We start from the raw sequence: 25,437 nt of genomic DNA on the forward strand, positions 1-25,437 counted from the left end.
GCGGTCCGGTGCAGCTCACGGGATGGGCGGCGGGGCTCCTGCCCGGCCTGGCGTTCACGGGCTCCGCGATCGTCGCCGCCGCCGCGTGCGCGCGCCCGTTCACCGGCCCGCCGAACCGGGCCGTCGGACGGTCCGTCGCGGTCGCGGCGTCCGTGGCGGTGCCGTGCGCGCTGCTGGGCGTCCGGCCGCCCGCGCTCGCGGTCCTGCTGATCGCGCTCACCCTGCTGGCCGCGTTGTCGCTCGCGCGGACGCGCTGGGCGGCGCTGCTCGGCTTCCCCCTCGTCGGCACGATCCTCACCGGAATCGTCGTGCTGCCGGACGTCGGCGTCCCGGCCGAACCCGGCGTTCCGCTGGCGCGCGTCGTGGTGCGCGACGGCGGGCCGGTCGTGGTCGTCCCGCACCGTCCCGGCTGGAACATCGTCGGAGTGGACGCGCGGACCACGGCGGTCGGCGTCGACCACGACCACCTGATCGCGACCGAGCCCGTCGCCGGATCGGACGGCCGCTGGGCGAACGTCCCGCTGCCACCCGGACGCGGCCGTCTGTGGGTGCGGACGGGAACCCGGACGGTCTCCCTCCCCATCGATCCAGGTCACGGCGCTCCGGCGTCGGCGTCCGCCCTCGGCGACGCGCCCGAGTGCGCCAGCGCCGCCGTCGCCGCGCTCGCCTCCGGGCACGCCGGACGCTTCGGCGCCTGCCCGGCGGCGGCGCTGCGCCCCGAGGACGCCGCCGACCTGCGCGCGGTCGTCGCCTTCGTGGCCACCCGGCGCGTCCCGGCGATCACGGTCGTCGCGGACGGCTCGGCCCGCTCGCGGGCCGCGGCACAGGTCGTCCGGGAAGCGGCGCGCGCGGAACACGTCACCGTGGCCCGGGAGCCGCGCGCCGACCGTCCCACCTTCCTCGTCTCCGGTTGGGCGACCGCGTACGCCCGGCTCATGGACATCGCACGCGGACGAACGCCGTCCCAGGGCAGCTACCTCGCGCCCTGGCTGCTCGCGTCTCCGCTGCTGACCGTCCCGGCGGGGCAGCTCGTCCCGCTGCGCTTCACGCCGGAGGACCCGATGCCGCGTCGGTACGAGGCGGCCCTCCAACGCCGCTACCCGGGTCAGCCGCCGACCGGGACGGGCTACACGGCGTGGCTGTCGGCGCTGCGCGTCCAGCCCGCGACGGCGATCCGGCTGTACGCCGCGACGACCGTCCAGGTGCCCGGGCCGGTCGGCCACGACCACGGCGACGGCGGCGCGTGGCTGCCCGGCGGCACGATCACCGAGGTCGCGGGCCCGCTCAACAACCCGGCGTGACGTCCCGCCCTGCCGGGGCAGGCATGCTCGCGGCGGCGCGGACGGCGTCGAGCAGGGACGCGCACCGCACCGCGTCGTCCAGCGCGGTCTCCAGCGCCGCGCGTTCCGGACCGTCCTCGAGTACGGCCCCCACGAACCCTTCCAGAGCCGCCTGGTAGTGGTTGGCGGGACGCAGGGTCAGCCGCTCCTCACGGTCCTGCTGCTCGAGGTGGAGGACGGGCTGCCAGGTCGCGGGCGGGGTGAACGCTCGCTCCAGGATGATCCGCCCTCGGCTCCCCCACACCTCGTACCGCGACCGGTAGGAGTGCCGGAAGCCGAACGTCAGGTGCGCCGCGACATCGCCCTCGCCACGCAGCAGGACGTCCCCGCCGGTGTCCACGCCCGCGCCCTCGTCGTGGTGGAGCACCGCCCCGGCGACCGTCAGCGTCCCCGGCAGCAGCATCATCGCGGCCTGGACCGGGTAGTAGCCGACGTCCAGCAGGGCGCCGCCGCCGAGCACCGGGTCGTAGCGGATGTCGTCCGGCGGACGCGGCGGGAAGGCCAGCGCGGCGTTCAGCGACCGCAGCTTCCCGATCGCGCCGTTGGCGATCAACTCGCGGACCCTGGTGTGCTGCGGGTGATGGGTGAACATGCGGTTCTCCATCAGCCGCAGCCCGAGCGACCGGGCGAGCGCCGCCAGCCGGGCCGTCTGCTCGTGTCCGGTGGTCAGGGGCTTCTCGACCAGCACATGCTTGCCCGCGCGCAGAGCCCGTTCCGTCCATTCGGCGTGCATGGCGGCGGGCAGCGGGATGTACACGGCGTCCACGTCGTCGCGGTCGAACAGCCGCGCGTACCCGTGGACGGGCGCACCGCCGAACCGGTCGGCGAACTCGTGCGCGCGCGCGTGGGTGCGGCTCGCGACCGCCGTCAGCGTCGCGTCCGGTACGCGCGCGAGCGCGGGCAGAACCTGGCGTGCGGCAATGTCGGCGCAACCGAGCATCCCGATCCGCAGCGGTCGCCGGTGCGCGGCGGGGTCGTCCACAAGTCCTCCCGGACTCGTCAGGCCGGGGCCACCAGGTCCAGCAGACGCGGAACCATGGCCGCCGGTGACGGCAGTGTCTCCATCTCGGCGCGCACCTGCTCGGTCGCCTTCCGGATCGCCTCGTCCGCGAGCAGTGTACGCAGGAGGGCCGGGGTGACCGCGTCCTGGAGCGCGACCAGGCCGACGCCGCCCCGCTCGACGGCGGGCGCGAGCGTCTTGTGGCCCAGGTAGCGCGGATCGAGCGCGACCAGCTGCGGGACGCCCGCGCAGATCGCCGCCAGGGCCGTCCCGCCGCCGCCGTGGTGCACGACCCCGGCGCAGGTCGGGAGCAGCAGGTCCATGGGCGTCCAGCCGATGGGGCGGACGTTGGACGGCAGCGGGCCGAGCGGGGCCGGATCGGCGTCGCCGAGCGCCAGCAGGAACTCGGCGTCCACCTCGGCCGCCGCCGTGACGGTCGCCTCCAGCGGGCCGAGCCCGTGCATGTCGGGCCGGACGCTGCCGAGCGTGACCACCACGCGCGGACGGTCGCCGGGCGCGGGCAGCCGCGCCATCCCCGCACCGCCGCTGTACGGGACGTACCGCATGAACTCGCCCTCGGGCGCCGGGAAGGGCAGCATGCCTGGCGGGACGAACTCGATCGTCATCGCGGGACGGGACGGCACCTCGGTGACGCCGAGCCCCGCCAGGTCGTCTGCGAGGAGGCCGAGCACCGCGTCGTGCGTCCCGGCGGTGCGGATCGTCCCGAGGTTGCGCTGGACGGCGGGCACGCGGGCGCGCGCGGCGGCGACCAGCCCGTACGGCGCGGACTGCTCGAACACCACCAGGTCGGGCCGCCAGTCGTCGGCGAGCTCGACCGCGGTCGCGAGGAACGGGCGGTTCAGCGCGGCGACACCGGGGGCGAGCTTGGCCGGGTCGTCGCCGAGCGGCTCCGTCCAGCGCTCGATCAGCTCCGGCCGCGCGGTGAACAGCTCGGCCAGGATCGCGTTGCCGGACGTGCCGGGCGCGGCGTCCACGACCTGCAGGCCCGTCTCGGCGGCCAGGGCGGTCTGCTCGGAGTAGGTCAGCAGCGTCTCATGGCCCGCCGCGCGGAACGCCCAGGCCAGCGGCGCGAGGGCGAACACCTTGCTGATCGGCGGGGTGGCGGCGAACAGTACGCGCATCCTGCGCGCCCCTTCCTGGAGTAGCCGGGAGGTCCGTGAACGCAGAGCGACAGTAACGCTACTACAAATTCAAGTCAATCTTGCGGTTCACTGGAACATAGCCGGGTGTCACCATGCTGGAGAGTGACCGGGGCCACTATGGTTTGGGATAGTCAGTACCTGCCCCGCCGGTCCCGGCCCTCCGGACCGGTCCGTCACACCGGCCGACCGCACCCGCGCGCCGCGCCTTCCGCCGACCCCGCCGCCTGGAGGACGTCTTGGCCCCCGCATCCGACCTGGCCATCGAGACGTCGGGCCTCGTCAAGACCTTCGGCGAGACCCGGGCGGTGGACGGCGTCGACCTCGCCGTCCGGCCCGGCACCGTCCAGGGCTTCCTCGGCCCGAACGGCGCGGGCAAGACGACCACGATCCGCGTCCTCGCCACACTGCTGCACCCCGACTCGGGCACCGCGCGGGTGTGCGGCCACGACGTGGTGCGCGAGGCGGCGGCCGTCCGCTCGAAGGTGAGCCTCACCGGCCAGTTCGCCTCCGTCGACGAGGACCTCAGCGGCTCCGACAACCTCTTCGTGCTCGCCCGGCTGCTCGGCTACAAGCCCCCGCAGGCCCGCGCCCGCGCCACCGAGCTGCTCTCCGCGTTCGGCCTGGAGGAACAGGCGGACGTGCTGGTCAAGAACTTCTCCGGCGGGCTGCGCCGCCGCCTCGACGTCGCCGCGAGCCTGGTCGTCCGGCCGGACGTGCTGTTCCTGGACGAGCCGACCACCGGCCTCGACCCGGTCAGCCGCAGCCGGGTCTGGGCCGTCGTCCGCGCGATCGTCGACACCGGCACCACGGTCGTCCTCACCACCCAGTACCTGGAGGAGGCCGACCAGCTCGCCGACCGCATCGCGGTCATCGACCGCGGCCGGATCATCGCCGACGGGACGTCCGACGAGCTCAAGGCGTCCGTCGGGTCGAACGCGCTGCGCGTCCGGCTGCGCGACCCGGCGCAGCGCGGGATCGCCGTCCGCGTGCTGGAACGCGAGCTCGGCCCGGACGGCGAGATCACCGCCGACACGTCCCGCCGCGGCCACTCCCCCGGCGTGCAACCCCCCGGGCCACCGGGCGGACGAACCGCCGCTGGGCCGTCCGACGCCGGGCACGATGGCACAAACAACGGCGGGCGCGAGGGCGGGCCGCACAACGGCGATCCGGCCGCGCTGTCGATGCGCGTGACCGACGGGGGCGACGGCAAGGGCGTCGAGCGCGCCACGCGGGCGCTCGCCGAACTCACCCGCGAGGGCGTCGCGCTCGCGGACTTCACCTTCGAGCGGCCGAGCCTGGACGAGGTGTTCCTCGCCCTCACCGGCCACCACGCCGAGACCCGCGGCAAGGCCGGGAGGAAGGGCCGCGCGGCGGACCCCCAGGGCGGACGGGACGGATCATGAGCGGACCCGGCACCGGCGGCGGGGGCTCCGTGCTCGCCCTCGACGGCGACGGACTCGACGCGGCCGTGCGCTCCGCGCTGCGCACCGGCGAGGAGCGTCCGCCGCGCCCCGGCGCGTTCGCGATGTGCCTGATCTTCTGCCAGCGGGCGCTGTTCAAGATCCGGCGCGACCCGCAGCAGGTGTTCGACGCCGTGCTGTTCCCGGTCATGGTGACCCTGGTGTTCACCTTCCTGTTCGGCGGGGCGATCGCCGGTTCGACCGACCTGTACCTGCAGTTCCTGCTGCCCGGCGTGGTGGTGCTGACCGTCGTGATGATCAGCATGAACACCGGGGTCGCGCTGAACGTCGCGGTGTCGAGCGGCATCGACGACCGGTTCCGGTCCATGCCGATATGGCGGCCCGCCATGCTGGTCGGCGAGCTGCTCAGCGACGTCGTCCGCTACCTCATGGCGTCGGTGGTCGCGGTGCTGCTCGGGCTGCTGCTCGGCTTCCGGCCGCACGGCGGGCTCCTCGGCGTCGTGGCGGCGCTGGCGATGGTCCAGGTGTTCGCCTTCAGCCTGGCCTGGGTCTGGACGGCGCTCGGCCTGGTCGTCGACAAGCCGCAGACCATCATGACGCTGAGCGGGATCGGGGTCTTCCCGCTGCTGTTCGCCAGCAACATCTTCGTCTCCACGCACAGCATGCCCGGGTGGCTGCAGGCCGTCATCAACGTCAACCCGGTGACGCGCACGGTCACGGCCGTCCGGGGGCTGATGGCCGGGGACCCCACCGCGTGGCACATCACCACGGCGTTCGTGGCCGACGCCGTCCTGATCGCGATCTTCGGGCCGCTGACCGTCTACCTCTACAACCGCGAGCGCTGAGCCGGAACCCACCACACCAGGAGGAGCGCCATGCCGCACGCCAACGAGCAGATCATCCACCGCTTCTTCGACGCCTACGTGAAGCGTGACATGGACGCGCTCCGCGAGGTCATGGCCGAGGACGTCAGCTGGAACTTCCCCGGGCACAGCCAGGTCAGCGGCGTCACCCGGGGCCTGCCCGACGTCATCGCGCTGTTCGACCGCATCTCGGAGTTCCAGATGCGGTCCGACACCCACGTGACCGGCGTCAACGACGACTTCGTCGTCGAGGCCCAGCGCACCTACTGCGCCGCGCCGGGCAGCGACTTCGAGATGGAGTACGCCGTGCTGTGGCGGTTCGCCGACGGGAAGATCGTCAACGGCACGCACCTGTGCGCCGACCAGCACAGCGCCGACGCGTTCTTCGACGGGTCCGCGCGGTGACGCCGCCGGAGGCCGGGCCCGGGGTCGCCGAGGCGGCCCGGGAGCCGGAGCGGGCGAGCGTCGCCCGGGTCTACGACTTCTACCTGGGCGGCGACCACAACCTGCCGGTCGACCGCGAGTTCGCCCGGCAGATGATGCTGCGCGTCCCGGAGGCCCCGGAGGTCGCCCGGCTGAACCGGGCGTTCCTGCGGCGCGCGGTGCGGGACTGCGCCCGCGCCGGGATCCGCCAGTACCTCGACATCGGCTCGGGCATCCCGACGGTCGGGAACGTGCACGAGGTCGTCGCCGAGGTCCGCGCGGACGGCCGGGTGGTGTACGCCGACCACGATCCGACGGCGGTGTCGTACGGACGGGAGATCCTCGCCGGGCGGGACGCGGCGTCCATGGTGCTCGGCGACCTGCGCGACCCGGACGGCCTGCTCGCCGACCCCGAGGTGCGGCGGCTCATCGACTGGGACGAGCCGGTCGCCGTGCTGATGCTCGGCGTCCTGCACTACGTGCCCGACTCGGGCCGTCCGCGGGGGCTGGTCGACCGGTACACCTCGCCGATGGCGCCGGGCAGCGCCCTGGTGCTGTCGCACGGCACCGAGGACGCGCTGCCCGAGCACGTCCGGTCGATGACGGACCTGTCGAAGAAGCGGCAGAGCGAGGCGTTCATGCGCTCGCGGGCCGAGGTGGCGGCGTTCCTGGACGGCCTCGACGTCCTCGATCCGGGCGTGGTGTTCCTGCCCGAGTGGCGTCCGGACGCCGGGGACGAGGCGGGCTCGCCGAAGGCGCGGGTCATGGCCTACGGCGGCGTCGGCCGCAAACCCTGATCGTCGCCGGCCCCGCCCCTTCCTGATCCAGGGGCGGGGCCGGCGACTCCCCCTGCGCCGGTGGCGCGGGCGGCGAGGCGGGCGTGGGTCAGGCGGGCTTGGTCCCGCAGGCGAGGAGGATCTCGCCGGTCGGACGGACCGGGCCCTCCGGGAACGCCTCGGTGAACACCCGGACGGCGTCCTCGTCCATGGCCTTCCGCGTCTCGGGCGGCAGCGCCGCGAAGAGCTTGAGGAACGGCCCGGCCGTCTCGGTGAACAGGTCCCACGCGGAGGCCGCGTCGGGGGCCTCGAAGATGGGCGCCTCGAACACCTCGGTGCGGATGCGGGTGAACCCGGCGTCCGCGAGCAGGCCGGTCAGCTCGTCCAGCGACGACAGCGACACCGGGCCGGGGCCCGCCTCCGGATCCACGGCGGGCAGCGGGACGTGGCGGGAGACGATGCCGTTGGTCAGCCGGAACGGCACGCAGCGTTCGGCCGCGCCGAGCGTCATCACGACGAACCGTCCGCCGGGACGGAGCGCGGCGTGGACGGCGCGGACGGCGGCGGGACGGTCCGGCATGTACTGGAGCCCGGCGCGGCAGGTCGCCAGGTCGTGGCCGCCGTCCGGGACGCCGAGCGCGCCCTCGTCCGGAACGGTCCGGAACTCGACGTTGGTGACGCCCTCCTCAGCCGCGACGGCGGTCGCCTCGGCGACCATCTCGGGGCTGAGGTCGAGGCCGAGGACGTGCCCGCCGGGGGCGACGCGCGCGGCGAGGGCGAGCGCGGGGTTGCCGACGCCGGAGGCGAGGTCGAGGGCGCGTTCACCGGGACGCGGCGCGGCGAGCCGCAGCATGCCCTCGGTGATGGCGCGGCCGGGACCGGTGAAGGCGCCCCGGTGCCGCCGCCAGGCCGCCGAGCAGAGCGCCCACTCCTCCCGCTGCCGGTCCCGCTCGGTCTGTGCCGCGGTGCGCTGGTCCGCCGTGGTCATGGCCGCTCCTCAGGTACGCAGGATCGCTATAAAATAATGTAGCGAACAAGGGAAGTAATGCGCTTGTGCTGGGCTTCAGGTCGCCAAGACTAGTTATTTTTGAAGCTGTTGGATAGTCTGCGGATGTCGTGATCCCTCGATCTGGCGACGACGGGAGTGCCGCTGGTGAGCACCGTGGACGAACCGGCCACCCTCAACGGGCGGGCCGAGCAGGTCTTCTTCACCCTCCTCGAGAACCCGCCCGGCAGCGACCCGGCCGAGCACTACCGCTGGCTGCACGAGCACGCCCCCGTGTTCACCACGGGCAACGGCATGACGGTGCTGTCCCGCTTCGCCGACGTGGACGCCGTGCTCCGGCACCGCGACCTCGGCCGCGGCGAGGAGTCCGTGCAGCACCTCACCGACCTGCCCGCCGACCTGCTCGAGCCGGTGATGGCGAGGTGGAAGCGGACCATGGTGTTCGCCAACCCGCCGCTGCACACCCGCATGCGGCGTCCGGTCGCGAACGCGTTCACGCCGTTCCATGTGGAGCGGCTGCGCCCGGTGGTGCACGACCACGCGCACCGGCTGCTCGACCGGCTCGCAGACGAGCCGGGCGGCAACTTCGTCCGGCGGGTGAGCTCGCCGCTCGGCGCGGCGGTCATCGGCGAGATGCTCGGCGTCCCGGAGCCGGACCGGGGCGAGCTGGCCCGCCTGTCGCCGGAGTCGATGCGGGTGTTCGACCCGCTCACCGCCGTCGAGGACCTGCCCGCCGCCGCGTCCGCCGAGATCCGCATGGCCGACTACTTCGCGGAGCTGCTGCGCGAGCGGTCCCGCGAGCCGCGCGACGACGTGCTGTCACGGCTCGCGCGGGCCGCCGCCGAGGGCGAGCTGGAGGAGATCGAGGTCGTCGCGGCGTCGGCGAACCTGATGAACGCCGGCACCGACACCGCGGTCAACCTGATGAGCAACAGCCTGGGCATCCTGCTGGAGCATCCGGACCAGCTCGCCGTGCTCCGCCGCGAACCGGGCCTCGCGCCGCGCGCCGTCGAGGAGATGGCACGGCTCGACCCGCCGCTGAACCTGAACCCGCGCACGGTGCTGCGCCCCACCCGGGCCGCCGGGCTCGACCTCGTGCCCGGGCAGATCCTCATCGGGATCCAGGGCGCGGCGAACCGCGACCCGGCCCGCTTCACCGATCCGGACCGGGTGGACGTGACGCGCGACGAGGGGCCCTCGCTGTCGTTCGGCGGCGGCATCCACTTCTGCATGGGCGCGCACCTCGGGCGGCTCATCGTCGGCGAGCTGCTGACGTGCCTGGTCACCCACTTCTCGGCGGTGGAACCGGCCGGGCCCGCCGAGCGGCGCCGCGGCCACAATCTGCGGGGGTACACCGACCTGCCGGTCACGCTGCGCCGGTAGGGGCCGAGGAGGACGACGGATGCGAACGCTGTTCCTCTCCACGCCGCTGGAGAGCCACCTGTACCCGATGGTCCCGCTCGCCTGGGCGCTGCGCGCCGCGGGGCACGAGGTGGTCGTCGGCACGACCGGCCCGGCGCTGTCGGTGGCCGGGGCGGGCCTGGACGTCATCGACTTCGATCCGGAGGGCCGGCGGCCGTCGGTCGCGAACCTCAACGCGACCCGGCCCGACCTGGTCCGCAAGTGCGCGACGAAGGTCGCCGACGGCCGTCCGCTGCTGGTCGAGGCGACCCGCGCGTACGCCGACGACATGATCGCCGCCGCGCGGCTGTGGCGGCCCGACCTGGTCGTCCACTCGCAGCTTCAGGGCGGGGGGCCGCTCGCGGCGGCGGCCGTGGGCGTGCCGTCGGTGGAGCACGCGACGAGCCTGCTGCGCACGGACGACTTCTACGAGCGACTGCCGGACCTGCTGCCCGGGGTGTTCGCCGCCCACGGCATCGGCGGGCTGCCCGACCGGCGCGGCTGGATCGACGTCGCGCCGCCGAGCATGGCCGAGCGGCGGCCCGGCACCTGGTCGATGCGGTACGTCCCGTACAACGGCGGTGGCAGGCTGCCCACGGAACTCGCGCGGCGGCCGGGCGGGCGGCGCGTCGCGGTCACGGTCGGCACCGGGGTGATGGCCCCGAACGCCGACCGGCTGCTGGGCCGGGTGCTGAAGGTCGCCGAGGAGTCGGACGCCGAGTTCGTGCTGCTGCTCGGCGCGGGCGCCGATGCCGACGCCGAGGTCCGGCGCAGGCTCGGCGATCCGCCGCCGAACGTGCGGGCCGTCCGGGAGTGGGTGCCGCTCCGCGCGTTGCTCGACACCTGCGACGCGCTCGTCCACCACGGTGGCGCGGGCTCGACGCTGGCCGCGCTGGACGCCGGGGTCGCGCAGGTGGTGATCCCGTCGGGCGCGCCGAACTACATCCAGGCCGCGTCCGTGCGGGACCGCGGCGTCGGCCTGACCGCCGACGTGGACGACCTGGACGCGCCGCTCGTCGAGCGCGCCCTCACGGACGCCCGGCTGCTCGCCGCGGTGCGGGAGGTGAGGGCGGAGATGGCCGCCCTGCCGTCCCCCGCCGACACGGTGGCGCGGCTCACCGACCTCGCCGACCCCCTCGGTCGCGCGGGATGAGCGGGGCGGCGTCCCCGGTGCCGTGCGTCCGGGGCGGTCGGCGGCCCGGTGACGAACCTGCAAGGTGACGAGCGCGGAAGCGGCGGGAGCGGACATGAGCCTAGACGCGGTACCGGCGGGACTCGCCGGGCACGTCCCCGATCTCGCCGGCACGGACGCGGCCCGCGTTCCCGGCAGGCCGGAAACGGCTGCGGACGCGGTGCACGCGGCGTTGTTCCACGGGGCCGCGCTCGTCCGGGACCGGGTCTCCGTCGAGATCAACGGGCATCGGTACGCGGTGTCGCCCGTCTCGGCGGGTTTCCTGGCGCTCGGCGTGGAGGCGTTCCCGCGCGCGCGTGACGTCGCCGCCGCGGCCCTCCGGATGGGACGGCCCGTCGCACTGATCGGCGAGCTGGCCGGTACGGCGCTCGCCCTGGCGGGCGTCGCGGGCAGCACCTGGATCCACAGTCCGGAGCCGAGCGAGGCGCATTTCCTGCTGCCCGCCCGGTTCGTCCGGGATCGGGCGTGGTTGCTGCGGCGGCGGCTGTCGTGCGCGCACACCCGTCCGGACGGGCCGCCGCAGCGGCTCACGGCCGTCGGCGTCGGGCCGCGTCCGTTCTCGTCCCCGGCCGAGCTGCGCGCGCTGGTCGGACGGGCCGAGGCGGTGGTCGCCACCGACTGGACGTACCTGCACACGCTGCCGCGCCTGCTCGGGACGCCGTCGCCGCCGCCGGGGCCCCGGCACCGGTCCGTCCCGTACGACAGCGCCGACTACGACGCGACGATCAGGCAGGTCAGCACGGCCCTGAACGAGCTCCAGGACGAGGGCGCGCGGGACGTGGCGCTGCTGGTCGAGGGCAACCCGGACACCTACGACATCCTGGACGGTGTCTGCCTGGACCGGCGGCGGCTCGACGTGCGGCCCGGCGTCCCGATCGCGCTGGTCGCGGCGGGCGAGGCGGGCGCGCCCGCGGCCCCCGCCCGGATCGCCTACCTGTCGGGACTGCCGCACCGGCACGGCCAGACGCGGCGACAGCTCCGGGACGAGCTGGAGCTGTACGTGCGGGCCGGGATAACGTGCGTGCTCGTGGAGATGACCTATGGCGACCTGGACCTGGCCGTCCAGGTCGCGCGCCGTTCGCCGACGCCGAGGACGCTCGTGCTGCTCAGCGACGCCTACACGCCGGACGCCCGGCGGCTCGTCACGACGAGCCGGTCCGCGGCCGGAACGCGGACGATGCTGGAGCGGGCGCGCGGCACGCTCAGCACCCTGGCGATCTTCGACGGCCCCGGCGGCCTGACCGGGCGTCCGTGACGCGCGTCGCGGACGTCACCGCGCTGCTGGAGGCGGATTCTCCAGGCGTCGGGCTGGTCTGCGGGGAAGGCGACGCTCCCGTCCGGCACGTCCTGCTCGCGGTGGACGCCGTCCCCGCGACGGGCGCCGAGGCCGGGCGGCTGGACGCCGACATGCTGGTCACGCTCGGCGGCACGGTCACGGCGGAGCTCGGCTACCGGCTGGGGGCGGCGGGCACCGCGCTGTGCGTCGTCCCGTCCACCGATCGGGACGAGTGCTCGGAGGCGGTCGCCGGGCGGCTCGGGGTGGTGGACGCGGCCCCGCTGACCCCGAGGGACGAGGCGCTCGACACGGTCGTCGCGTTCGTCCCGAAGCCGGACGTGGAGCGGGTGATCGACGCGCTCGCGGAAGCTGGCGCGGGCGCGATCGGTGACTACGCCCGGTGCGTCTGGACGGCCGAGGGCGTCGGGTCGTTCGTCCCGCTGGACGGGGCGCGGCCGGTGATCGGCGCGGTCGGCGAGGTCGAGTCCGTGGCCGAGACCCGCGTCGAGATGGTGCTGCCCCGCGCGCGGCGCGCCGAGGTCGCGGCGGCGCTGCTCCGCGCGCATCCGTACGAGGAACCTGCGTTCTACCTGTGCGAACTCGCGGCACGTCCCGGGCGGGACGGGCTCGGGCGGGTGGGCGACCTGGCGAGCCCGGTGCCCCTGTCCCGTTTCGCTGCTCAGGTCGCTAGGCGGCTGGGGGGACGGCCGGGCGGCGTCCGGGTGGCCGGTGATCCGGACCGTCCGGTGCAGCGGGTCGCGGTGGTGGCCGAAGCCGCGGCTGCGGGAGATCTCCTGCGCCTCACGGCGGACGCGGACGTGCTCGTCACCGACGAGCTGCCCGCGAGCGTGGTGGGCGCGGGCCCGGCCGTGGTGTGCGCGGGGACGTGGGCGACCCGCCGTCCCCGGCTCGACGCGGTCGCCGCGCGGCTGGGGCCGCTCGTCCGGGTGACGGTGTCGGACGTCGTGACCGATCCCTGGTCACTGCACGTCTGAGTTGTCAGCCGCCCGCGAGCGGCGGGACGATCACGACGACGCTGTCGGCGCCGATCTCGGCCGCGGCGCGGTCGGCGCGGGCGACGGGGTCGTCGTCCACGTAGACGTTGAAGTAGGCGAGCGGCTCGCCGTCGTCGCCGAGCAGGCGGCGGCGGTGCGCCGGATGGGCGAGGGCGAACCCCTTCAGCACCTCGGTGAGCGGGCCGTCCGGGACGTCGAACTCGGTCTGCGTCCCGTGGGTCCATCCGGCGGGCAGCAGGATCTTGGCCATCTCATCCTCCGGACTCGTGACGCGCGGGCGCGGGCGCGGCGCAGCGGAACCCGAGCGCGAAGTTGGACCATCCGCCCGGGTCGCCGTGCATGCGCTCGCTGCATCGGACCTGGTAGCGGAAGTTCATCCACGAGCCGCCCCGGATCACCCGGTAGTGGCCCATGACGCGGCGCAGGGCCGGGTCGCACGGCGCGTCGTCGGCGTACAGGCGCGACGGGCTGGCGGTCCACTCGTAGACGTTGCCCGCCATGTCGGAGCATCCGTGCACGCCGTCACCGGCGGGTGAGAACGTGCCGACCGGCGTCGTCCGGGGCAGCGGGCCGTGCGTCCGGCAGGTGTCGCGCCACCAGTCGAGCCACGCGTCCAGGGCGTCCAGGCGTCCGGCGTGGAGTTCGGCGGTGTTGGCCGCGCCGGGCAGCCACTGGTCGCCCCAGGGCCAGATCCGGTACCGGACGCCGCGTGCCGCCAGTTCCCACTCGGCCTCGGTGGGCAGCCGCTTGCCCGCCCAGCGGGCGTAGGCGGACGCGTCGCTCCAGGACATGTGGACGACCGGATGGTCGGCGCGGCCGTCCACGTCGGTTCCGGGGCCTCCGGGCGTCCGCCAGCAGGCGCCCGCGCGTTCCTCCCAGAACCGCTCGCCGTACACCATCCCGTACCCGGCGCGCTCGGCGTCGCTGACATATCCGGTGGCGTCCGCGAACGCCGCGAACTCGGCGACGGTCACGGGACACCGGTCGATCCGGAAGGCGGGGACCTCGACCTCGATCTGCGGCGTCTCGTCCGCGAACCACATGCCGGGCAGCGGCTGCGGCTCGGACTCCAGCCAGCGGGCCATCCAGGGCGGCGACCCGAGCCGGAGGACCGTGCCCGGCACCGCCGCCATCCCGGTCTTCCCGTCTCTCGGGACGTCACTCGGCACGCTATCTATATTAGAAGTGATTCGGCCCGGAGGGAAGGAGTGGACGGCATGGACGCAGCCCACGACCCGGCCGCGTTCGACGAGCGCACGGACGCCTGGGACCGGTGGCGCGGGGCCCCCTGGAACCGGCTCCGGTACCGCCTGGTCGCGCACACCCTCGTCCGCTCGGCCGACGTGGCGACCGGCCGCCCGCTCCGCGTGCTGGACGTCGGCGGCGCGGACGGCGGCGACGCCCTGCCCCTCGCGAGCCTCGGGCACCACGTGACCGTCCTCGACCGTTCCGCCGCGCTCCTCGACCGGGCGGAACGGGCCGCGGCGGACGCCGGGCTCGCGGGCCAGGTGCGCGTCGTCCTCGGCGACCTGGACGACGCGGCGTCCCTCGGCACCGCCTTCGACCTGGTCCTGTGCCACAACGTGCTGCACTACCGGGCCGACCTCGCGCGCTCGGTGTCGGCGGTGGCCGGGGCGGCGCGGCCGAACGGGGTGGTGTCGCTGCTCTCCCCCAACCCGGCGATGGACGTGCTGTCCCGCGCCGTCCGGCTCGCCGACCCGGACGCGGCGCTGGAGGTGCTGGACGCGCCCACCCTGCGCTCGGAGACGTTCGGGCAGGACATGCGCCGGGTGGAGCCGGAGGACGCCGCGCGGGTTCTCGGCGCGGCGGGCTGCGTGGTGACGCACCGGTTCGGGATCCGGTGCGTCACCGATCTCGTCGCGGACGACGGCCTGAAGCACGAACCGGCGTTCGCCGAGCGCCTGGAGCGTCTCGAGCTGGCGCTGTGCGACCGCGAGCCGTACCTGCGCACGGCCCGGTTCTGGCACCTGGTCGCGCGACGCGTCCACTGACGGTCCGGACCGGAGGCGTCACCCGGGGTTGGTTCCGCAGAGCAGCACGACCTCGCCGGACGGGCGCACCGGGCCGTCGGGGAACCAGGCGGCGAGCGTCCGCACGGCCTCGCGGTGGACCGCGTCGCGCGAGCGCTCGTCCAGGCCGGAGTACCAGGACAGCAGCGCGCCGGACGTCCGGACGATCAGCACCCACGCGGCGGCGGCGTGCTCGGCCTCGAACACCGGCGCGCGGCGCGCCTCGGCGCGGACGCCGGTGAACCCGGCCGACTCCAGCAGGGCCGTCCACTCGCCAAGGCCCCCGTGCCGGGCGCGGCGACGGCCCGTCCCGGCCGCCGGGCCGCGCCGGGTGACGACGCCGTGCCGCACCCGGAACGGGGAGACGACGCCCGGCTCGTCCGCCAGCAGGGCGCTGAACCGGCCGCCGGGACGCAGCGCCGCGCGGACGGCCCGCAGCGCGCCCGCCCGGTCCGGCATGTACGGGAGCCCGGCCCGGCAGACGGCGGCGTCGAACGATCCGGGCGGCACGCCGAGCTCGTTCTCGGCGGCGACCGTGCGGAACTCGGCCTGGACGGCGCCGCGTTCGCGCGCGAGCGACCGGGCCGCGGCCACCATCGGCGGGGCGAGGTCCAGGCCGAGCACCCGGCCGCCGCGCCCGACGCGTTCGGCGGCGGCGAGCGCGGGCCCGCCCGCGCCGCAGGCGAGGTCGAGCACCCGGTCGCCCGGGCCGAGCCGCGCGAGCCGGAACATCCGCTCGTCCACCCGGCGGGCGGGCGCGGCGAGGTCGCGCCGGTACTCGGCCCAGCCGGGGGCGGCGAGGGCCCAGGCGGCGCGCTGCTGCGCGCGGACCGCCTCGTCGAGCAGGCCGTCCGCGGCCCCGGGAGCGGTCCCCGTCGTGGTCATGGCGCGGGCCGGGTCACCGGATGTCGGAGTCGGAGACGACGAACAGCACGCCGTGCGGGCGGGCGTGCCCGACCGTGCCGTGCGGCCAGGCGTCGCGGTCGAACGCGACGCACGGCTGCCCGGTCCTCTCGTCCTTGAACGAGGTGTCGAGGGCCAGCCCGGTGCGCGCGTCGAAGTCGGTCATGCAGATCTTGTGGTCGCCGTCGATCCCGGCCTTGGAGAGGAAGTAGTCGGCGGTGACGACCCGGTGGACCTGCGTGGACTCGTGGTAGTAGCCGTCCTTCCCGATCTGGAAGTGGTCCATCGAACCCCAGTGCGGGCCGATGCCGACCCGGCCCTGCGGGCCGCCGATGCCGCCCTTGATCTGCTCGACGCCGACGAGGGCGGGACAGTCCGGGTCGGCTCCGCCCGCGCCGATCTCGGCCTGGGTGTCGATCCGGCACTCCGGGTGCGGGCCGGACCTCAGGAGCTTCTGGACGTCCAGCACGAACAGCATGCCGCTGTTCTTGGCGAGCGGCCACCGGGGGTCGGAGCCCATGACGGTCTGGAACAGGTACTTGTCGTCCGGGGTGATGGCCAGCCAGCTGCTTCCCGCGTTGGAGCCGGTCAGCGGCGGGTCCAGGCCGAGCCGCCTGTAGGCGGCGGAGCTGTCGAAGACCTCCTGCCAGGCCGGGTGCGGCGACATCACGTCCGGGGTGAAGTAGATGACGCCGCCCGCCATGGTGGAGGCGAACAGGCCCCGGTGGGACGGCAGGCTGGTCAGGGCGTTCTCCATGACCATGCGGTCCTCGTCGAACGCGGGCAGCATGTCCTTGCGGGGGCCGGTCGGCAGGTACGACACCGACAGCAGCCTCGGACGGTCCCGGTTCGCGATGTCGAAGATCCGCAGCGAGTTGCGCAGCAGGGTCGGGTCGGTGAGCTTGGTGTCGGGGTCGAGGTAGTTGCGGGCCTCGGCGAAGTCGCTCAGGACGAGGCGGTCCAGGTCCTCGCGCACCTGGATGCCGTGCGGGTTGGCGCAGGACGCCACGGGAATCTGCGGGACGCTGTGGCACCGGTCCGGGTGCTCGCTCTCCCGCGTCGCCGCCGGGGTCTCGCTGATGACCCGGCCCCTGGTGTCGAGCCGGATCACCTCTCCGGGCGTCCCGCCGAAGCCGTTGCCGACCCGGACCTCGCCGTTGGTGTACCGGCAGGGCCCGGCGACGTCGGGTCCGCCCAGGTAGGAGCCGTAGGCGTTGCCGTCCCTGGTCGTCCAGAACGCGTCGGGCACCGAACCGCAGGGCGTGTCCCTGCCGAGCGCGATCCCGGTGAGCCTCACCTCGGGGAGCCTGCTCACGTCGAACACGTAGTCGGTGTCGGCGAACATCGCCCCGGCGTAGACATGCTGGCCCTTGCGCCAGGTGTACTGCATGTGGTGGGGCTCGCTCTGGGTGAGCGGGCCGAGGGTGGCGGTGTTCACGACCTTGCCGTAGGTCGGCGAGCCCTTGGTGGCGTCGATGACGGCCAGGAAGTCGGGCGGGACCTTGCCGCTCGCGGAGGCGGACGGCCCGTGGGTGTGCCCGGCGCCCGTTCCGGCCGCCTTGCCGCGCAGGCCCTCGGCACCCGCCCAGGCGAGCACCCATTCGCGCCGGCGCGGCCCGCTCCGGTCGCGGACGATGTGGTTCTCCACCCAGTAGGTCTTGCCGTCGGTGCCCTTGACCGACGATCGGACGACGCGCGTGCCCGGTGGATCCGAGCCGCACGCCACGAGGACGAGGGCGGCGGCCAGCAGCGACGCGGCGGCCGGGACTGACAGGCGGCGCCGGTTCGGCGCGGCGAACACGTGCACGGGATCTCCTCTGCCCCTGGCGGCACGGCTACTTTAAAAAGATATAGTTTCTCGTGACCGGAAGACAAGAGCGCGACCGCGGACGGTGAGACGGTTCCACTTCGGGACTCACGAGGTCTGCCGCATGGTGAACCGCTCGTCCGCCCGCCGGTAGACCTCCGGGCTCGTCCCGACGTCGGACCACCAGCCCTGCACTTCCATGTAGCGCAGCGTTCCCGCGTCGGCGTAGCGGCGGTTGAGGTCCCAGATCTCGAGCTCGCCGCGCGGTGACGGCCGCAGCGCCCGGACGTGGTCGAACGCGTCGCGGTGGTAGAGGTAGCAGCCGAGGTCCGTCCAGCCGGGGGCGTGCCGGTCCGGGTCCTTGTCGCCGAGCGCGGTGATCCGTCCGTCCTCGATGCGCAGCGGGGTGTACCCGGCCGTGTCGGCGGTGCGGGCCGCCACGACCAGGGCGCCGTCCGGCTGGGCGGCGAACGCGCGCACGGACGGCCCGAGCGGCGCGTCGATCAGCACGTCCCCGCAGGCGACCAGGAACCGGTCGGTGCGCAGGTGCGGCTCGGCCCGCGCGATCGCCGCGGCCATCCCGGCCCCGGACGGCGGCTGCCACACGTAGCCGAGGCTGCGCAGGCCGAGCTCGCGGCCGTCGCGCAGCTCGCGCAGGAAGTCCCCGGCGTGCCGGTCGTCGATGAGCAGCAGCACGTCCTCGACGCCCGCCCGGACGAGCTGGCCGATGACCCGGGCGACCAGCGGACGGCCCCCGACGGGCAGGAGCTGCTTGCTGGTGCGGTCGGTCAGCGGACGCAGCCGGGTGCCGCGCCCGCCCGCGAGCACGACGCCGGTCACCGCGTCCGGCGGCGGCACGCCGCCCCCCGAACTCACCCGCCGTCTCCGGGGTTGGACGCCTGGACGCACAGGGCCTTGGACGGGATGTAGAGGCCGCCGCTCCCGGTACGGAAGCGGGCGGCGGCGGCCTCGACGGCCCGCCACGCCTCACGCGCGTCCGGGGAGCCGTGACGCTCGCGGATCCGGTCGAGCAGGAACGGCGGGGTCACGGCACGCGTGAACGCCACGAACGCGCCGACCGAGTCGAACGCGAACGGCACCCGCGTCTCCAGGACGGACACCCCGGAGAAGCCCGCCGCCTCCAGTTCACAGGTCAGGACGTCGGGGTCGGTCATGCTGAACGGGCCCGGCGCGTCCGGCGGCGCGGGGGGCAGGTCCAGCGAGGCGCTCAACGAGGCGAAGCCCAGCGCCATCACCGGGGCGTCCTCCGCGGGCCCCCAGACCGCGGCGGCGAGCACCCCGCCGGGCCGCAGCAGGCGGCGCAGCCCAGCGAACGCCGCGACGTGGTCGACGGCGAACATCAGGCCCCAGCGGCTCAGCACCACGTCGAACGCGCCCGGCGAGAGCCCCTGGGCCTCGACGTCCGCCTCGACGAACTCGATGTTCGCGGCGACGTCGCCGAGCCCGCCGGCGCGCCGCCGCGCGATCCGCAGCATCTCCGGGGAGATGTCGGTCGCGACGACGCGTCCCGTCCGGCCGACGCGGCGGGCGGCGGTCAGCGCGGGTTCGCCGAGGCCGGTCCCGACGTCCAGGACGGTCTGCCCCGGACGCACGTCGCCGAGGTCGAGCAGCCGCCCGGTCACCAGGCCCGCGCCGCGCTCGAACACCTCCTGCGCCTCGGCCCAGCCCGCGCTCAGCGCGTCCCAGGTGGCGCGCTGCGCGTCCTTGACGGCCCGCCGGTCGAGTGACGTCCCCACCTCAGCCCTCCGTTCCAGCGCCGGACGCGCCGCTGATCCTGGCGTCGGGCGCGACGTCCAGACGGGCGCGGGCCGCCGCGAGGTGCTCGGCGGTCGTGCCGCAGCAGCCGCCGAGGATGTCGGGGGCGTAGGCGTCGTGCCATCCGGCGAGCAGGTCGGCATACACGTCCGGGGTGAGCGCGGACGGCATCGGCTCGTCCACGTGGGTCCAGCGGTGCGCGGCGTCCCTGACCTCGTTGTTCGGGTAGCAGCCGATCTTTCCGGGGCACGCTGCGCGCAGCTCGGCGAGGGCCTTCTCGGCGTCCGCCGGGGCCGTGCAGTTCACCAGGACCGCCTCGGCGCCGTCGCGGGCCACGGCGGACGCCGCGTCCGCGAGGCGCTCCCCCGACAGCAGCCGGCCGTCCTGCTCGCACACGAACGACACCCAGGCCCGTCCACCGGCCCCCTGCACCTGCTCCAGGGCGATCCGGGCCTCCCGCGCCGTGTTCATCGTCTCGATCAGGACGAGGTCGACCCCGACCCTCATCAGCTCGGTGGCGAGCCAGCGGTGCTCGGCGGCGAGCTCCTCGTCCGGCGGGACGAGGTCGGGCCGGTAGCAGTCCTCGACCGGGGCCATGGACGCCGCGACCAGCGCGGTCCCGGTGCCGCGCGCCGCGCGGGCGACGCCGACGGCGGCGTGCACCATCCACGCGAGCCCGGCCTCGTCCAGCCCGATCCGGCGCAGCGCCCGCAGGTTGCAGCGGAACGTCGCGGCCGTGATCACGTCGGCCCCGGCGGAGAGGTACCCGTCGTGCACCGCGCGCAGCGCCTCGCGGCGCGGTTCGGTGGTGAGCGCCCGCGTCGTCCACCACGGCGCGCTCAGCGGCAGTCCGCCGCGCCGCAGTTCGGTGGCCGTCGCGCCGTCCAGCCAGGTGGTCATCACTCGCCCTCCTCATGGTCGCGGTCAGGGTCGGGGTCGGCGTCGGGCGGAAGCGCGGCCGTCAGGTCGGCCGCCAGGTCGGCGGGGTCCTCGATGCCCGCCGACACCCGGACCAGGCGGCTCGTGATCCCGAGCGCGCGGCGGACGTCCGGGGCGACGCCCGCGTGCGTCATCAGGGCGGGCACCTCCATCAGCGACAGCACGCCGCCGAGGCTGACCGCGCACGTGAACAGCCGGACCCGGTCCATCAGCTTCTCGGCGTCGTCCAGGTACTCGAAGCTGAGCACCGCGCCGGGCGCCGCCATCTGCCGGGCCGCCACGCGGCGTCCGGGATGGCCGGGCAGGCCCGGGTAGTGGACGGCCCCGACGTACGGGGACTCGCGCAGCAGCGCGACGATCCGGGCGGCGTTCGCGACCTGCCGTTCGGTGCGCAGCGACAGCGTCCGCAGCCCGCGGTGGACGAGGAAGCAGTCGAACGGGCTCGGCACCGCGCCCGCCGCCGCGCGGTAGGCGGTGAGCTCCCGGTGCAGGCGCTCGTCGTCGTGGACCAGCGCGCCGCCCAGCGCGTCGGAGTGTCCCGCGATCGACTTGGTCGTGCTGTAGAGCGTGACGTCGGCGCCGTGCCGGAGCGGCTGCTGGAGCGCGGGACCGGCGAACGTGTTGTCCACCAGCACCAGCGCGCCCGCCTCGTGCGCGCGCTCGGCGACGTCCGCGAGGTCGGCGATGCGCAGCATCGGGTTCGTCGGCGTCTCCACCCACGCCATCGCGGCGGGCTCGGCGAACACCGCCGCGACGACGGCCGGATCGGAGAGGTCGGCGTGCTCCACCCGGACGCCCTGCCGCTCCAGCAGGCCGAACAGCGCGCGGGTGCCGCCGTACACGTCGTCGGACGCCACCACGCGCGCCCCGCGAGGCAGCGCCGACAGCGCCGCCATCCCCGCGGCCTGCCCGGACGCGAACGCGGTCGCGAACCGGACCTCCTCCAGCCCGGCCAGGCACCGCTCCAGGCCCTCGCGGGTCGGGTTCTCACCGCGTCCGTAGAAGTAGCGCGGCGGATCCTGGACGCGCCGCTCGTAGGTCGCCGCGACATGGATCGGCGGGACGACGTCCCCGGTGCCGGGCTCGGGCTCCTGGCCCAGCCGGACCAGCCTCGTGTCGAACCGCATCGTGTCCGACCACCGCGACCGCCCGTTGCCAGTGCTCACCTCGTCGGGCGGGGTCACAGGAACCTCGCCGTCGGGTGCTCGGCCGTCCAGGCGCCGGGACGGACCGTCCGCAGCAGTTCGGCCACCCGGTCGACCTCGGCGACCGTGTTGTACACCGCGAACGACAGCCGGACGGTGCCGAGCAGGCCGAGCTCGTCCAGGAACGTGCTCGCGCAGTGCACGCCGCTGCGCACCGCGACGCCGTGCCGGTCCAGATGCCCGCCGACGTCGTAGGGGTGGACGCCGTCCACGACGATCGAGACGATGCCGCTCGGCGTCTCCCCGGGCGCGCCGACCACACGGACGCCCGGCACCGTGCCCAGCGTGCCGACGGCGTGCCGGACGAGCAGCTCGTCCCGCCCGCGGACCTCGTCCCAGCCGAGCTTGTCGACGTACCGCAGGGCGGCGGCCAGGCCGACCGCGCCCGCGACGTTCGGCGTTCCCGCCTCCAGCCGCGCCGGAACCGGGACGTACCGGACCGGCTCGTCCGCGCTCACGCCCTTCACCGTGCCGCCGCCGACCTGGTACGGCGGCAGGTCGGCGAGCAGCTCGCGCCTCCCGTACAGCACGCCGACGCCCTGCGGCCCGTACACCTTGTGCCCGGAGAAGCAGTAGAAGTCGGCGTCCAGGTCCCGGACGTCCACCTGCCGGTGCGGGACGGCCTGCGCGCCGTCCACCAGCACCGGGACCCCGGCGCGGTGCGCGGCGGCGACCATCTCCCGGACGGGGTTGACCGTGCCGAGCACGTTGGAGACGTGCGCGACGGCGGCCATCCGGGTGCGGGGGCCGAGCGCGGCGGCGAAGTCCGCGACGTCCACCCGGCCCCGGGCGTTGACCGGCACGACCGTCAGCCGCGCCCCCGCGCCCTCGCACAGCCGCCGCCACGGCAGCAGGTTGGAGTTGTGCTCCATCCCGCAGACCACCACGTCGTCGCCCCTGCCGACACGGCCCCGGCCGAAGGTCTCGGCGACCAGGTTCACCGAGTCGGTGGTGCCCCGGGTGAAGACGATCTCGGCGGGGTCGGCCGCGCCGAGCGCGCGCTGCACGACGGCGCGGGCCTCCTCGTAGCGGTCGGTCGCGATCCGGGCGAGCGCGTAGTGGCCGCGGCCGATGTTGGCGTTGGCGCTCGTGTAGAAGTCGGTGAGCGCGTCCAGGACCGCGCGCGGCTTCTGCGTGGTCGCCGCGTTGTCCAGGTAGACCAGGGGTCTGCCGTCGAAGGTGGCCGCGAGGATCGGGAAGTCGGCTGCCAGGTCGGTCATGATGGGGGTTCCTCCTCCGCATGCCGGAACAGGCCGGCGAACGCGTCCAGGAATCGGTCCGGGAAGGCGAGGACCTTCTGCTCCGGATAGGGGCGGCGGCCCGGCGGGAGCGCCCGGTGCGGGCCGTGGTAGAACCAGCAGACCTGCCCGACCTGCTCGGCGAACACGACCGGCCAGGCGGCCCGCGGGTACAGCTGCATCTGGCAGCGCGCCGCGAGCAGCTCCCCCGCGGGGCCGAACGAGTGCCCGAACATCACGTGGCCGAACAGGTCGTGGACGACCCGGAACAGGTCGTTGTGCTGGAGGTCCGTCCCGTCCACGCGGACGCCGGACGGCCCGCGCAGCGGATGCCCTCCGCCACCACCACCCACGCCACCACCGACGCCTAAGGGGCCGTGGCCGCGGGCGGTGAGGAAGACCTCCAGGGCTCCGGTGCGGACGACCCGCCCGCGCAGGTCGCGGGAGTCGCGGTAGGGCTGGCCGTCCCGCGTCCACGGGCGGACGGCGACACCGGCGGCCGTGACCTCGTCGTACAGCATCCGGTTATGAAACTTCACTATCTCATAGCGTTCGAGCAGTCCCGGATCGCACTCAAATCGGACCGCGCGCTCGTACAGGACGGCCACCTCGCGGCAGAACCCCTCGTCCACCGTCACGCGCAGGCGGCCCAGCTCGGCGACGTCCGGAACGCCGTCAGGGCCGACGACGCCGCCCGACCAGCGATCGATGTGGTGCTGCGCGATCCGCCGCAGGCCACCGGGAAGCCGCACGGGCACGGTCACCCGCCCCCGTGGCGCGAGCCCCGGCCGTCTCCTTGCCATTCCTCACACATCACTTGATAATCCTATAGCAATCCAGGGAAGGCGGACAGTGATGACCAACACCGCGTCAGAGTCCACGCGGGAGCGCGCTGCCGGAACCCCGGCACGACCCGGAGACCCCCGGTACGGCGGCACGCTGCGGCTGCGCGGCCCGGGCGGCGTGGACCACATCGACACCGCGAGCGCCTACTACGCCACCTCGGCCCAGATCCTGCGCGCCCTCACCCGGCACCTGTTCGCCTATCCGGCCCAGGACGACCTGTCCGCGCCCGACCGGTCGTTCATCCCCGAGCCGGACCTGGCCGCCGAGGTGCCGACCGTGGAGAACGGCGGGATCAGCGCCGATCTGCGGACCTACACGATCCGGCTCCGCGAGGGCGTGCTGTGGGACTCGGCGCCGCCCCGCGAGGTCACCGCGCACGACGTCGTCCGGGCGTTCAAGCGGCTGCCCAACCCGGTGAGCGGAGCGGGGGCGCTGCCGTACTTCACCACCACGATCGAGGGCATGCGCGAGTACTGCGACGCCTACCGCGCGGCGTTCGAGGAGGTCGACCCGACACCCAAGGCGCTCGCCGAGTTCCAGGACACCCACGACATCGCGGGGCTGCGCGCCCTGGACGACCACACCGTGGAGTTCCGGCTCCGGCGTCCGGCCAACGACATGCTCAACATCCTCGCGACCGGGTTCACCGCGCCCGCGCCCGCCGAGTACGACGCCCACCTGCCCGACAGCATGGAGTTCCGGCGGAGCACCCTGTCGTGCGCGCCGTACCGGCTCGTCCAGTACGCCGAGCACGGCGAGCGGATCGTCATGGAGCGCAACCCGGTCTGGCGCAAGGAGACCGACCCGATCCGCAACCAGTACGTCGAGCGGATCGAGATCGAGGTCGACACCTCGCCGGTGCCGGAGATGGAGCGGCGGATGGACGCCGGCGAGGTCGACCTCGCCTGGTCCTACACGGCCGTGTCCTGGGACCGTCCGAAGCCCGGCCAGGACGCCCCCGCGCGCAGCTACCCCGGCTTCGCGCTCAACCCCTACATCGTGTTCAACCTGCGCAGCCCGAACGCGGGCCGCGCGACGAGCGACCGCCGCGTCCGCGAGGCGATCGCCTACGCCCTCGACAAGGTCGCGATCGGCGAGATCCTCGACGCGCTCGACGCGCCCAACCGCCCGCTCGGCTCGATCATCCCGGTCGGCAGCATCGGCCACCGGGACGACTTCGACCCCTACCCCACCCCCGGCTCACGCGGCGACCTGGAGAAGGCCCGCGCGCTGCTCGTCGAGGCCGGGTACGGGGACGGCCTCACGCTCATCGCCGCCGTCCGGAGGATCGGCATCCACCAGAAGGTCATGGCCTGCGTGGAGGCGAGCCTGGAGCGGATCGGCATCACGCTCGACTACCGCTACTTCAGCCAGGCCGAGTACTACGGGTCGGCGCTGTCGAACCCCGCGGCCGGACGCGCCGGAGCGTGGGACATCGCCGAGCCCGGCTTCACGCCCGACTGGTTCGGCAACAACGGCCGGGTCATCGTCCAGCCGCTGTTCCAGACCAACGACGTCCCGGGCACCACCAACTACGGCGGCTACAGCAACCCCGAGGTGGACGAGCTGATCGAGCGCGCCCTGGAGGAGCCCGACCCGGCCGCCGCCGAGGAGCTGTGGCACGCGGTGGACGCGCGGATCATGGCGGACCTGCCCGTCGTGCCGATCCTGTCGTTCGCCGCGATGACCTCGCGCTACCACGGCAGCCGCGTCCGCAACCCCGTGCACGTGCCGCAGATCCAGTTCTTCGACATCACCAACATCTGGCTCGACCCCGCCACCTGACCACTCGGGCGATCCGGCCTTCGCCTCCACT

General features: G+C 74.5%; 24 protein-coding genes. 11 read left to right on the forward strand and 13 right to left on the reverse strand.

Annotated elements, in window-relative coordinates:
* Window positions 1-8: 8 nt before the first annotated feature.
* Complete coding sequence (locus P696_RS0139750; RefSeq protein WP_026416678.1) at window positions 9-1,301, forward strand: hypothetical protein; 1,293 nt, start codon at window positions 9-11, stop codon at window positions 1,299-1,301.
* Here the strand turns inward: P696_RS0139750 and P696_RS51295 are convergent.
* Both P696_RS51295 and P696_RS0139760 read right to left on the reverse strand, forming a co-directional pair.
* Window positions 1,285-2,322 (reverse strand): Gfo/Idh/MocA family protein, encoded by a 1,038-nt coding sequence (locus tag P696_RS51295; RefSeq protein WP_245627985.1) that lies wholly within the window; start codon window positions 2,320-2,322, stop codon window positions 1,285-1,287. The genes P696_RS0139750 and P696_RS51295 overlap by 17 nt on opposite strands.
* Window positions 2,323-2,339: 17 nt before the next feature.
* Window positions 2,340-3,482, reverse strand: a complete 1,143-nt coding sequence (locus tag P696_RS0139760; protein ID WP_026416679.1) for a nucleotide disphospho-sugar-binding domain-containing protein — start codon at window positions 3,480-3,482, stop codon at window positions 2,340-2,342.
* Between the two features lie 257 nt (window positions 3,483-3,739).
* Between P696_RS0139760 and P696_RS51300 the strand changes: the two genes are divergently transcribed.
* Genes P696_RS51300 through P696_RS51305 form a run of 4 tightly spaced genes read left to right on the forward strand, consistent with a single transcriptional unit; the run spans window position 3,740 to window position 7,007 of the window.
* A complete protein-coding gene (locus tag P696_RS51300) occupies window positions 3,740-4,906 on the forward strand; it encodes an ATP-binding cassette domain-containing protein (protein ID WP_051468886.1) in 1,167 nt (388 codons plus the stop codon).
* Window positions 4,903-5,769, forward strand: coding sequence for an ABC transporter permease (locus P696_RS0139770; RefSeq protein WP_051468889.1), 867 nt, complete (start codon window positions 4,903-4,905; stop codon window positions 5,767-5,769). The genes P696_RS51300 and P696_RS0139770 overlap by 4 nt, the downstream gene beginning before the upstream one ends.
* 30 nt (window positions 5,770-5,799) lie before the next feature.
* A complete protein-coding gene (locus P696_RS0139775) occupies window positions 5,800-6,192 on the forward strand; it encodes a nuclear transport factor 2 family protein (RefSeq protein WP_026416681.1) in 393 nt (130 codons plus the stop codon).
* Window positions 6,189-7,007 carry an SAM-dependent methyltransferase gene (locus P696_RS51305; protein ID WP_051468891.1) on the forward strand — a complete coding sequence of 273 codons (819 nt, stop codon included), beginning with the start codon at window positions 6,189-6,191 and terminating at the stop codon, window positions 7,005-7,007. The genes P696_RS0139775 and P696_RS51305 overlap by 4 nt, the downstream gene beginning before the upstream one ends.
* A gap of 88 nt (window positions 7,008-7,095) precedes the next feature.
* Here P696_RS51305 and P696_RS53465 read toward each other — a convergent pair whose 3' ends face one another.
* Window positions 7,096-7,974, reverse strand: coding sequence for a class I SAM-dependent methyltransferase (locus P696_RS53465; protein WP_051468892.1), 879 nt, complete (start codon window positions 7,972-7,974; stop codon window positions 7,096-7,098).
* Between the two features lie 165 nt (window positions 7,975-8,139).
* Between P696_RS53465 and P696_RS51315 the strand changes: the two genes are divergently transcribed.
* From P696_RS51315 to P696_RS51320, 4 genes are all read left to right on the forward strand, one after another.
* On the forward strand, window positions 8,140-9,375 hold the full coding sequence (locus P696_RS51315) for a cytochrome P450 (protein ID WP_157430211.1): 1,236 nt from the start codon (window positions 8,140-8,142) through the stop codon (window positions 9,373-9,375).
* 19 nt (window positions 9,376-9,394) lie between these two features.
* The gene (locus tag P696_RS0139795; RefSeq protein WP_026416682.1) at window positions 9,395-10,546 is read left to right on the forward strand and encodes a nucleotide disphospho-sugar-binding domain-containing protein; all 1,152 of its coding nucleotides are present in this window, start codon (window positions 9,395-9,397) and stop codon (window positions 10,544-10,546) included.
* A 94-nt stretch (window positions 10,547-10,640) separates the two neighbouring features.
* Window positions 10,641-11,840 (forward strand): SAM-dependent methyltransferase, encoded by a 1,200-nt coding sequence (locus P696_RS0139805; protein ID WP_157430212.1) that lies wholly within the window; start codon window positions 10,641-10,643, stop codon window positions 11,838-11,840.
* Complete coding sequence (locus P696_RS51320) at window positions 11,837-12,856, forward strand: Nif3-like dinuclear metal center hexameric protein (RefSeq protein WP_051468896.1); 1,020 nt, start codon at window positions 11,837-11,839, stop codon at window positions 12,854-12,856. The genes P696_RS0139805 and P696_RS51320 overlap by 4 nt, the downstream gene beginning before the upstream one ends.
* Before the next feature lie 4 nt (window positions 12,857-12,860).
* Here the strand turns inward: P696_RS51320 and P696_RS0139815 are convergent, their stop codons facing one another.
* Together P696_RS0139815 and P696_RS51325 are read right to left on the reverse strand one after the other, a co-directional pair.
* Window positions 12,861-13,127 (reverse strand): ubiquitin family protein, encoded by a 267-nt coding sequence (locus P696_RS0139815; protein ID WP_026416684.1) that lies wholly within the window; start codon window positions 13,125-13,127, stop codon window positions 12,861-12,863.
* Between the two features lies 1 nt (window position 13,128).
* The gene (locus tag P696_RS51325; RefSeq protein ID WP_245627986.1) at window positions 13,129-14,046 is read right to left on the reverse strand and encodes a formylglycine-generating enzyme family protein; all 918 of its coding nucleotides are present in this window, start codon (window positions 14,044-14,046) and stop codon (window positions 13,129-13,131) included.
* A gap of 48 nt (window positions 14,047-14,094) precedes the next feature.
* Between P696_RS51325 and P696_RS0139825 the strand changes: the two genes are divergently transcribed.
* Window positions 14,095-14,889, forward strand: a complete 795-nt coding sequence (locus P696_RS0139825; RefSeq protein ID WP_026416685.1) for a methyltransferase domain-containing protein — start codon at window positions 14,095-14,097, stop codon at window positions 14,887-14,889.
* Between the two features lie 18 nt (window positions 14,890-14,907).
* Here the strand turns inward: P696_RS0139825 and P696_RS53470 are convergent, their stop codons facing one another.
* The 8 genes from P696_RS53470 to P696_RS0139865 form a co-directional block, all read right to left on the reverse strand.
* On the reverse strand, window positions 14,908-15,792 hold the full coding sequence (locus tag P696_RS53470; RefSeq protein ID WP_051468901.1) for a class I SAM-dependent methyltransferase: 885 nt from the start codon (window positions 15,790-15,792) through the stop codon (window positions 14,908-14,910).
* 13 nt (window positions 15,793-15,805) lie between these two features.
* Window positions 15,806-17,617: a hypothetical protein gene (locus P696_RS0139835; RefSeq protein WP_026416686.1), complete on the reverse strand. Its 1,812-nt coding sequence runs from the start codon at window positions 17,615-17,617 to the stop codon at window positions 15,806-15,808.
* 108 nt (window positions 17,618-17,725) lie between these two features.
* The gene (locus tag P696_RS0139840; RefSeq protein WP_051468903.1) at window positions 17,726-18,493 is read right to left on the reverse strand and encodes a sugar phosphate nucleotidyltransferase; all 768 of its coding nucleotides are present in this window, start codon (window positions 18,491-18,493) and stop codon (window positions 17,726-17,728) included.
* Window positions 18,490-19,374, reverse strand: coding sequence for a class I SAM-dependent methyltransferase (locus tag P696_RS0139845; protein WP_026416688.1), 885 nt, complete (start codon window positions 19,372-19,374; stop codon window positions 18,490-18,492). The genes P696_RS0139840 and P696_RS0139845 overlap by 4 nt, the downstream gene beginning before the upstream one ends.
* A gap of 1 nt (window position 19,375) precedes the next feature.
* On the reverse strand, window positions 19,376-20,293 hold the full coding sequence (locus tag P696_RS0139850) for a homocysteine S-methyltransferase family protein (protein ID WP_026416689.1): 918 nt from the start codon (window positions 20,291-20,293) through the stop codon (window positions 19,376-19,378).
* Entirely contained in the window at window positions 20,293-21,459 is a 1,167-nt protein-coding gene (locus P696_RS51335) for a trans-sulfuration enzyme family protein (RefSeq protein WP_051468975.1), read from the reverse strand. Before P696_RS51335 ends, P696_RS0139850 begins: the two co-directional genes overlap by 1 nt.
* 53 nt (window positions 21,460-21,512) lie before the next feature.
* Window positions 21,513-22,757, reverse strand: a complete 1,245-nt coding sequence (locus tag P696_RS0139860) for an aminotransferase class V-fold PLP-dependent enzyme (RefSeq protein ID WP_026416690.1) — start codon at window positions 22,755-22,757, stop codon at window positions 21,513-21,515.
* Window positions 22,754-23,539, reverse strand: a complete 786-nt coding sequence (locus P696_RS0139865) for a hypothetical protein (RefSeq protein ID WP_051468905.1) — start codon at window positions 23,537-23,539, stop codon at window positions 22,754-22,756. The genes P696_RS0139860 and P696_RS0139865 overlap by 4 nt, the downstream gene beginning before the upstream one ends.
* Window positions 23,540-23,630: 91 nt before the next feature.
* On the opposite strand from P696_RS0139865, the gene P696_RS0139870 reads away from it, so the two are divergent.
* Window positions 23,631-25,406: an ABC transporter substrate-binding protein gene (locus P696_RS0139870; protein WP_051468907.1), complete on the forward strand. Its 1,776-nt coding sequence runs from the start codon at window positions 23,631-23,633 to the stop codon at window positions 25,404-25,406.
* Window positions 25,407-25,437: the final 31 nt, after the last annotated feature.

It is taken from the genome of Actinomadura oligospora ATCC 43269 (assembly GCF_000518265.1).
GTDB lineage: Bacteria > Actinomycetota > Actinomycetes > Streptosporangiales > Streptosporangiaceae > Spirillospora > Spirillospora oligospora.

Excerpts from the sequence above, each read along its gene's own strand:
- P696_RS0139795 (WP_026416682.1), top strand. The coding sequence starts at position 9,395 with ATGCGAACGCTGTTCCTCTCCACGCCGCTGGAGAGCCACCTGTACCCG.
- P696_RS0139770 (WP_051468889.1), top strand. The coding sequence starts at position 4,903 with ATGAGCGGACCCGGCACCGGCGGCGGGGGCTCCGTGCTCGCCCTCGAC.
- P696_RS53465 (WP_051468892.1), bottom strand. The coding sequence starts at position 7,974 with ATGACCACGGCGGACCAGCGCACCGCGGCACAGACCGAGCGGGACCGG.
- P696_RS51335 (WP_051468975.1), bottom strand. The coding sequence starts at position 21,459 with ATGCGGTTCGACACGAGGCTGGTCCGGCTGGGCCAGGAGCCCGAGCCC.
- P696_RS0139860 (WP_026416690.1), bottom strand. The coding sequence starts at position 22,757 with ATGACCGACCTGGCAGCCGACTTCCCGATCCTCGCGGCCACCTTCGAC.
- P696_RS0139825 (WP_026416685.1), top strand. The coding sequence starts at position 14,095 with ATGGACGCAGCCCACGACCCGGCCGCGTTCGACGAGCGCACGGACGCC.
- P696_RS0139760 (WP_026416679.1), bottom strand. The coding sequence starts at position 3,482 with ATGCGCGTACTGTTCGCCGCCACCCCGCCGATCAGCAAGGTGTTCGCC.
- P696_RS0139850 (WP_026416689.1), bottom strand. The coding sequence starts at position 20,293 with ATGACCACCTGGCTGGACGGCGCGACGGCCACCGAACTGCGGCGCGGC.
- P696_RS0139870 (WP_051468907.1), top strand. The coding sequence starts at position 23,631 with ATGACCAACACCGCGTCAGAGTCCACGCGGGAGCGCGCTGCCGGAACC.
- P696_RS0139805 (WP_157430212.1), top strand. The coding sequence starts at position 10,641 with ATGAGCCTAGACGCGGTACCGGCGGGACTCGCCGGGCACGTCCCCGAT.
- P696_RS0139775 (WP_026416681.1), top strand. The coding sequence starts at position 5,800 with ATGCCGCACGCCAACGAGCAGATCATCCACCGCTTCTTCGACGCCTAC.
- P696_RS53470 (WP_051468901.1), bottom strand. The coding sequence starts at position 15,792 with ATGACCACGACGGGGACCGCTCCCGGGGCCGCGGACGGCCTGCTCGAC.
- P696_RS0139815 (WP_026416684.1), bottom strand. The coding sequence starts at position 13,127 with ATGGCCAAGATCCTGCTGCCCGCCGGATGGACCCACGGGACGCAGACC.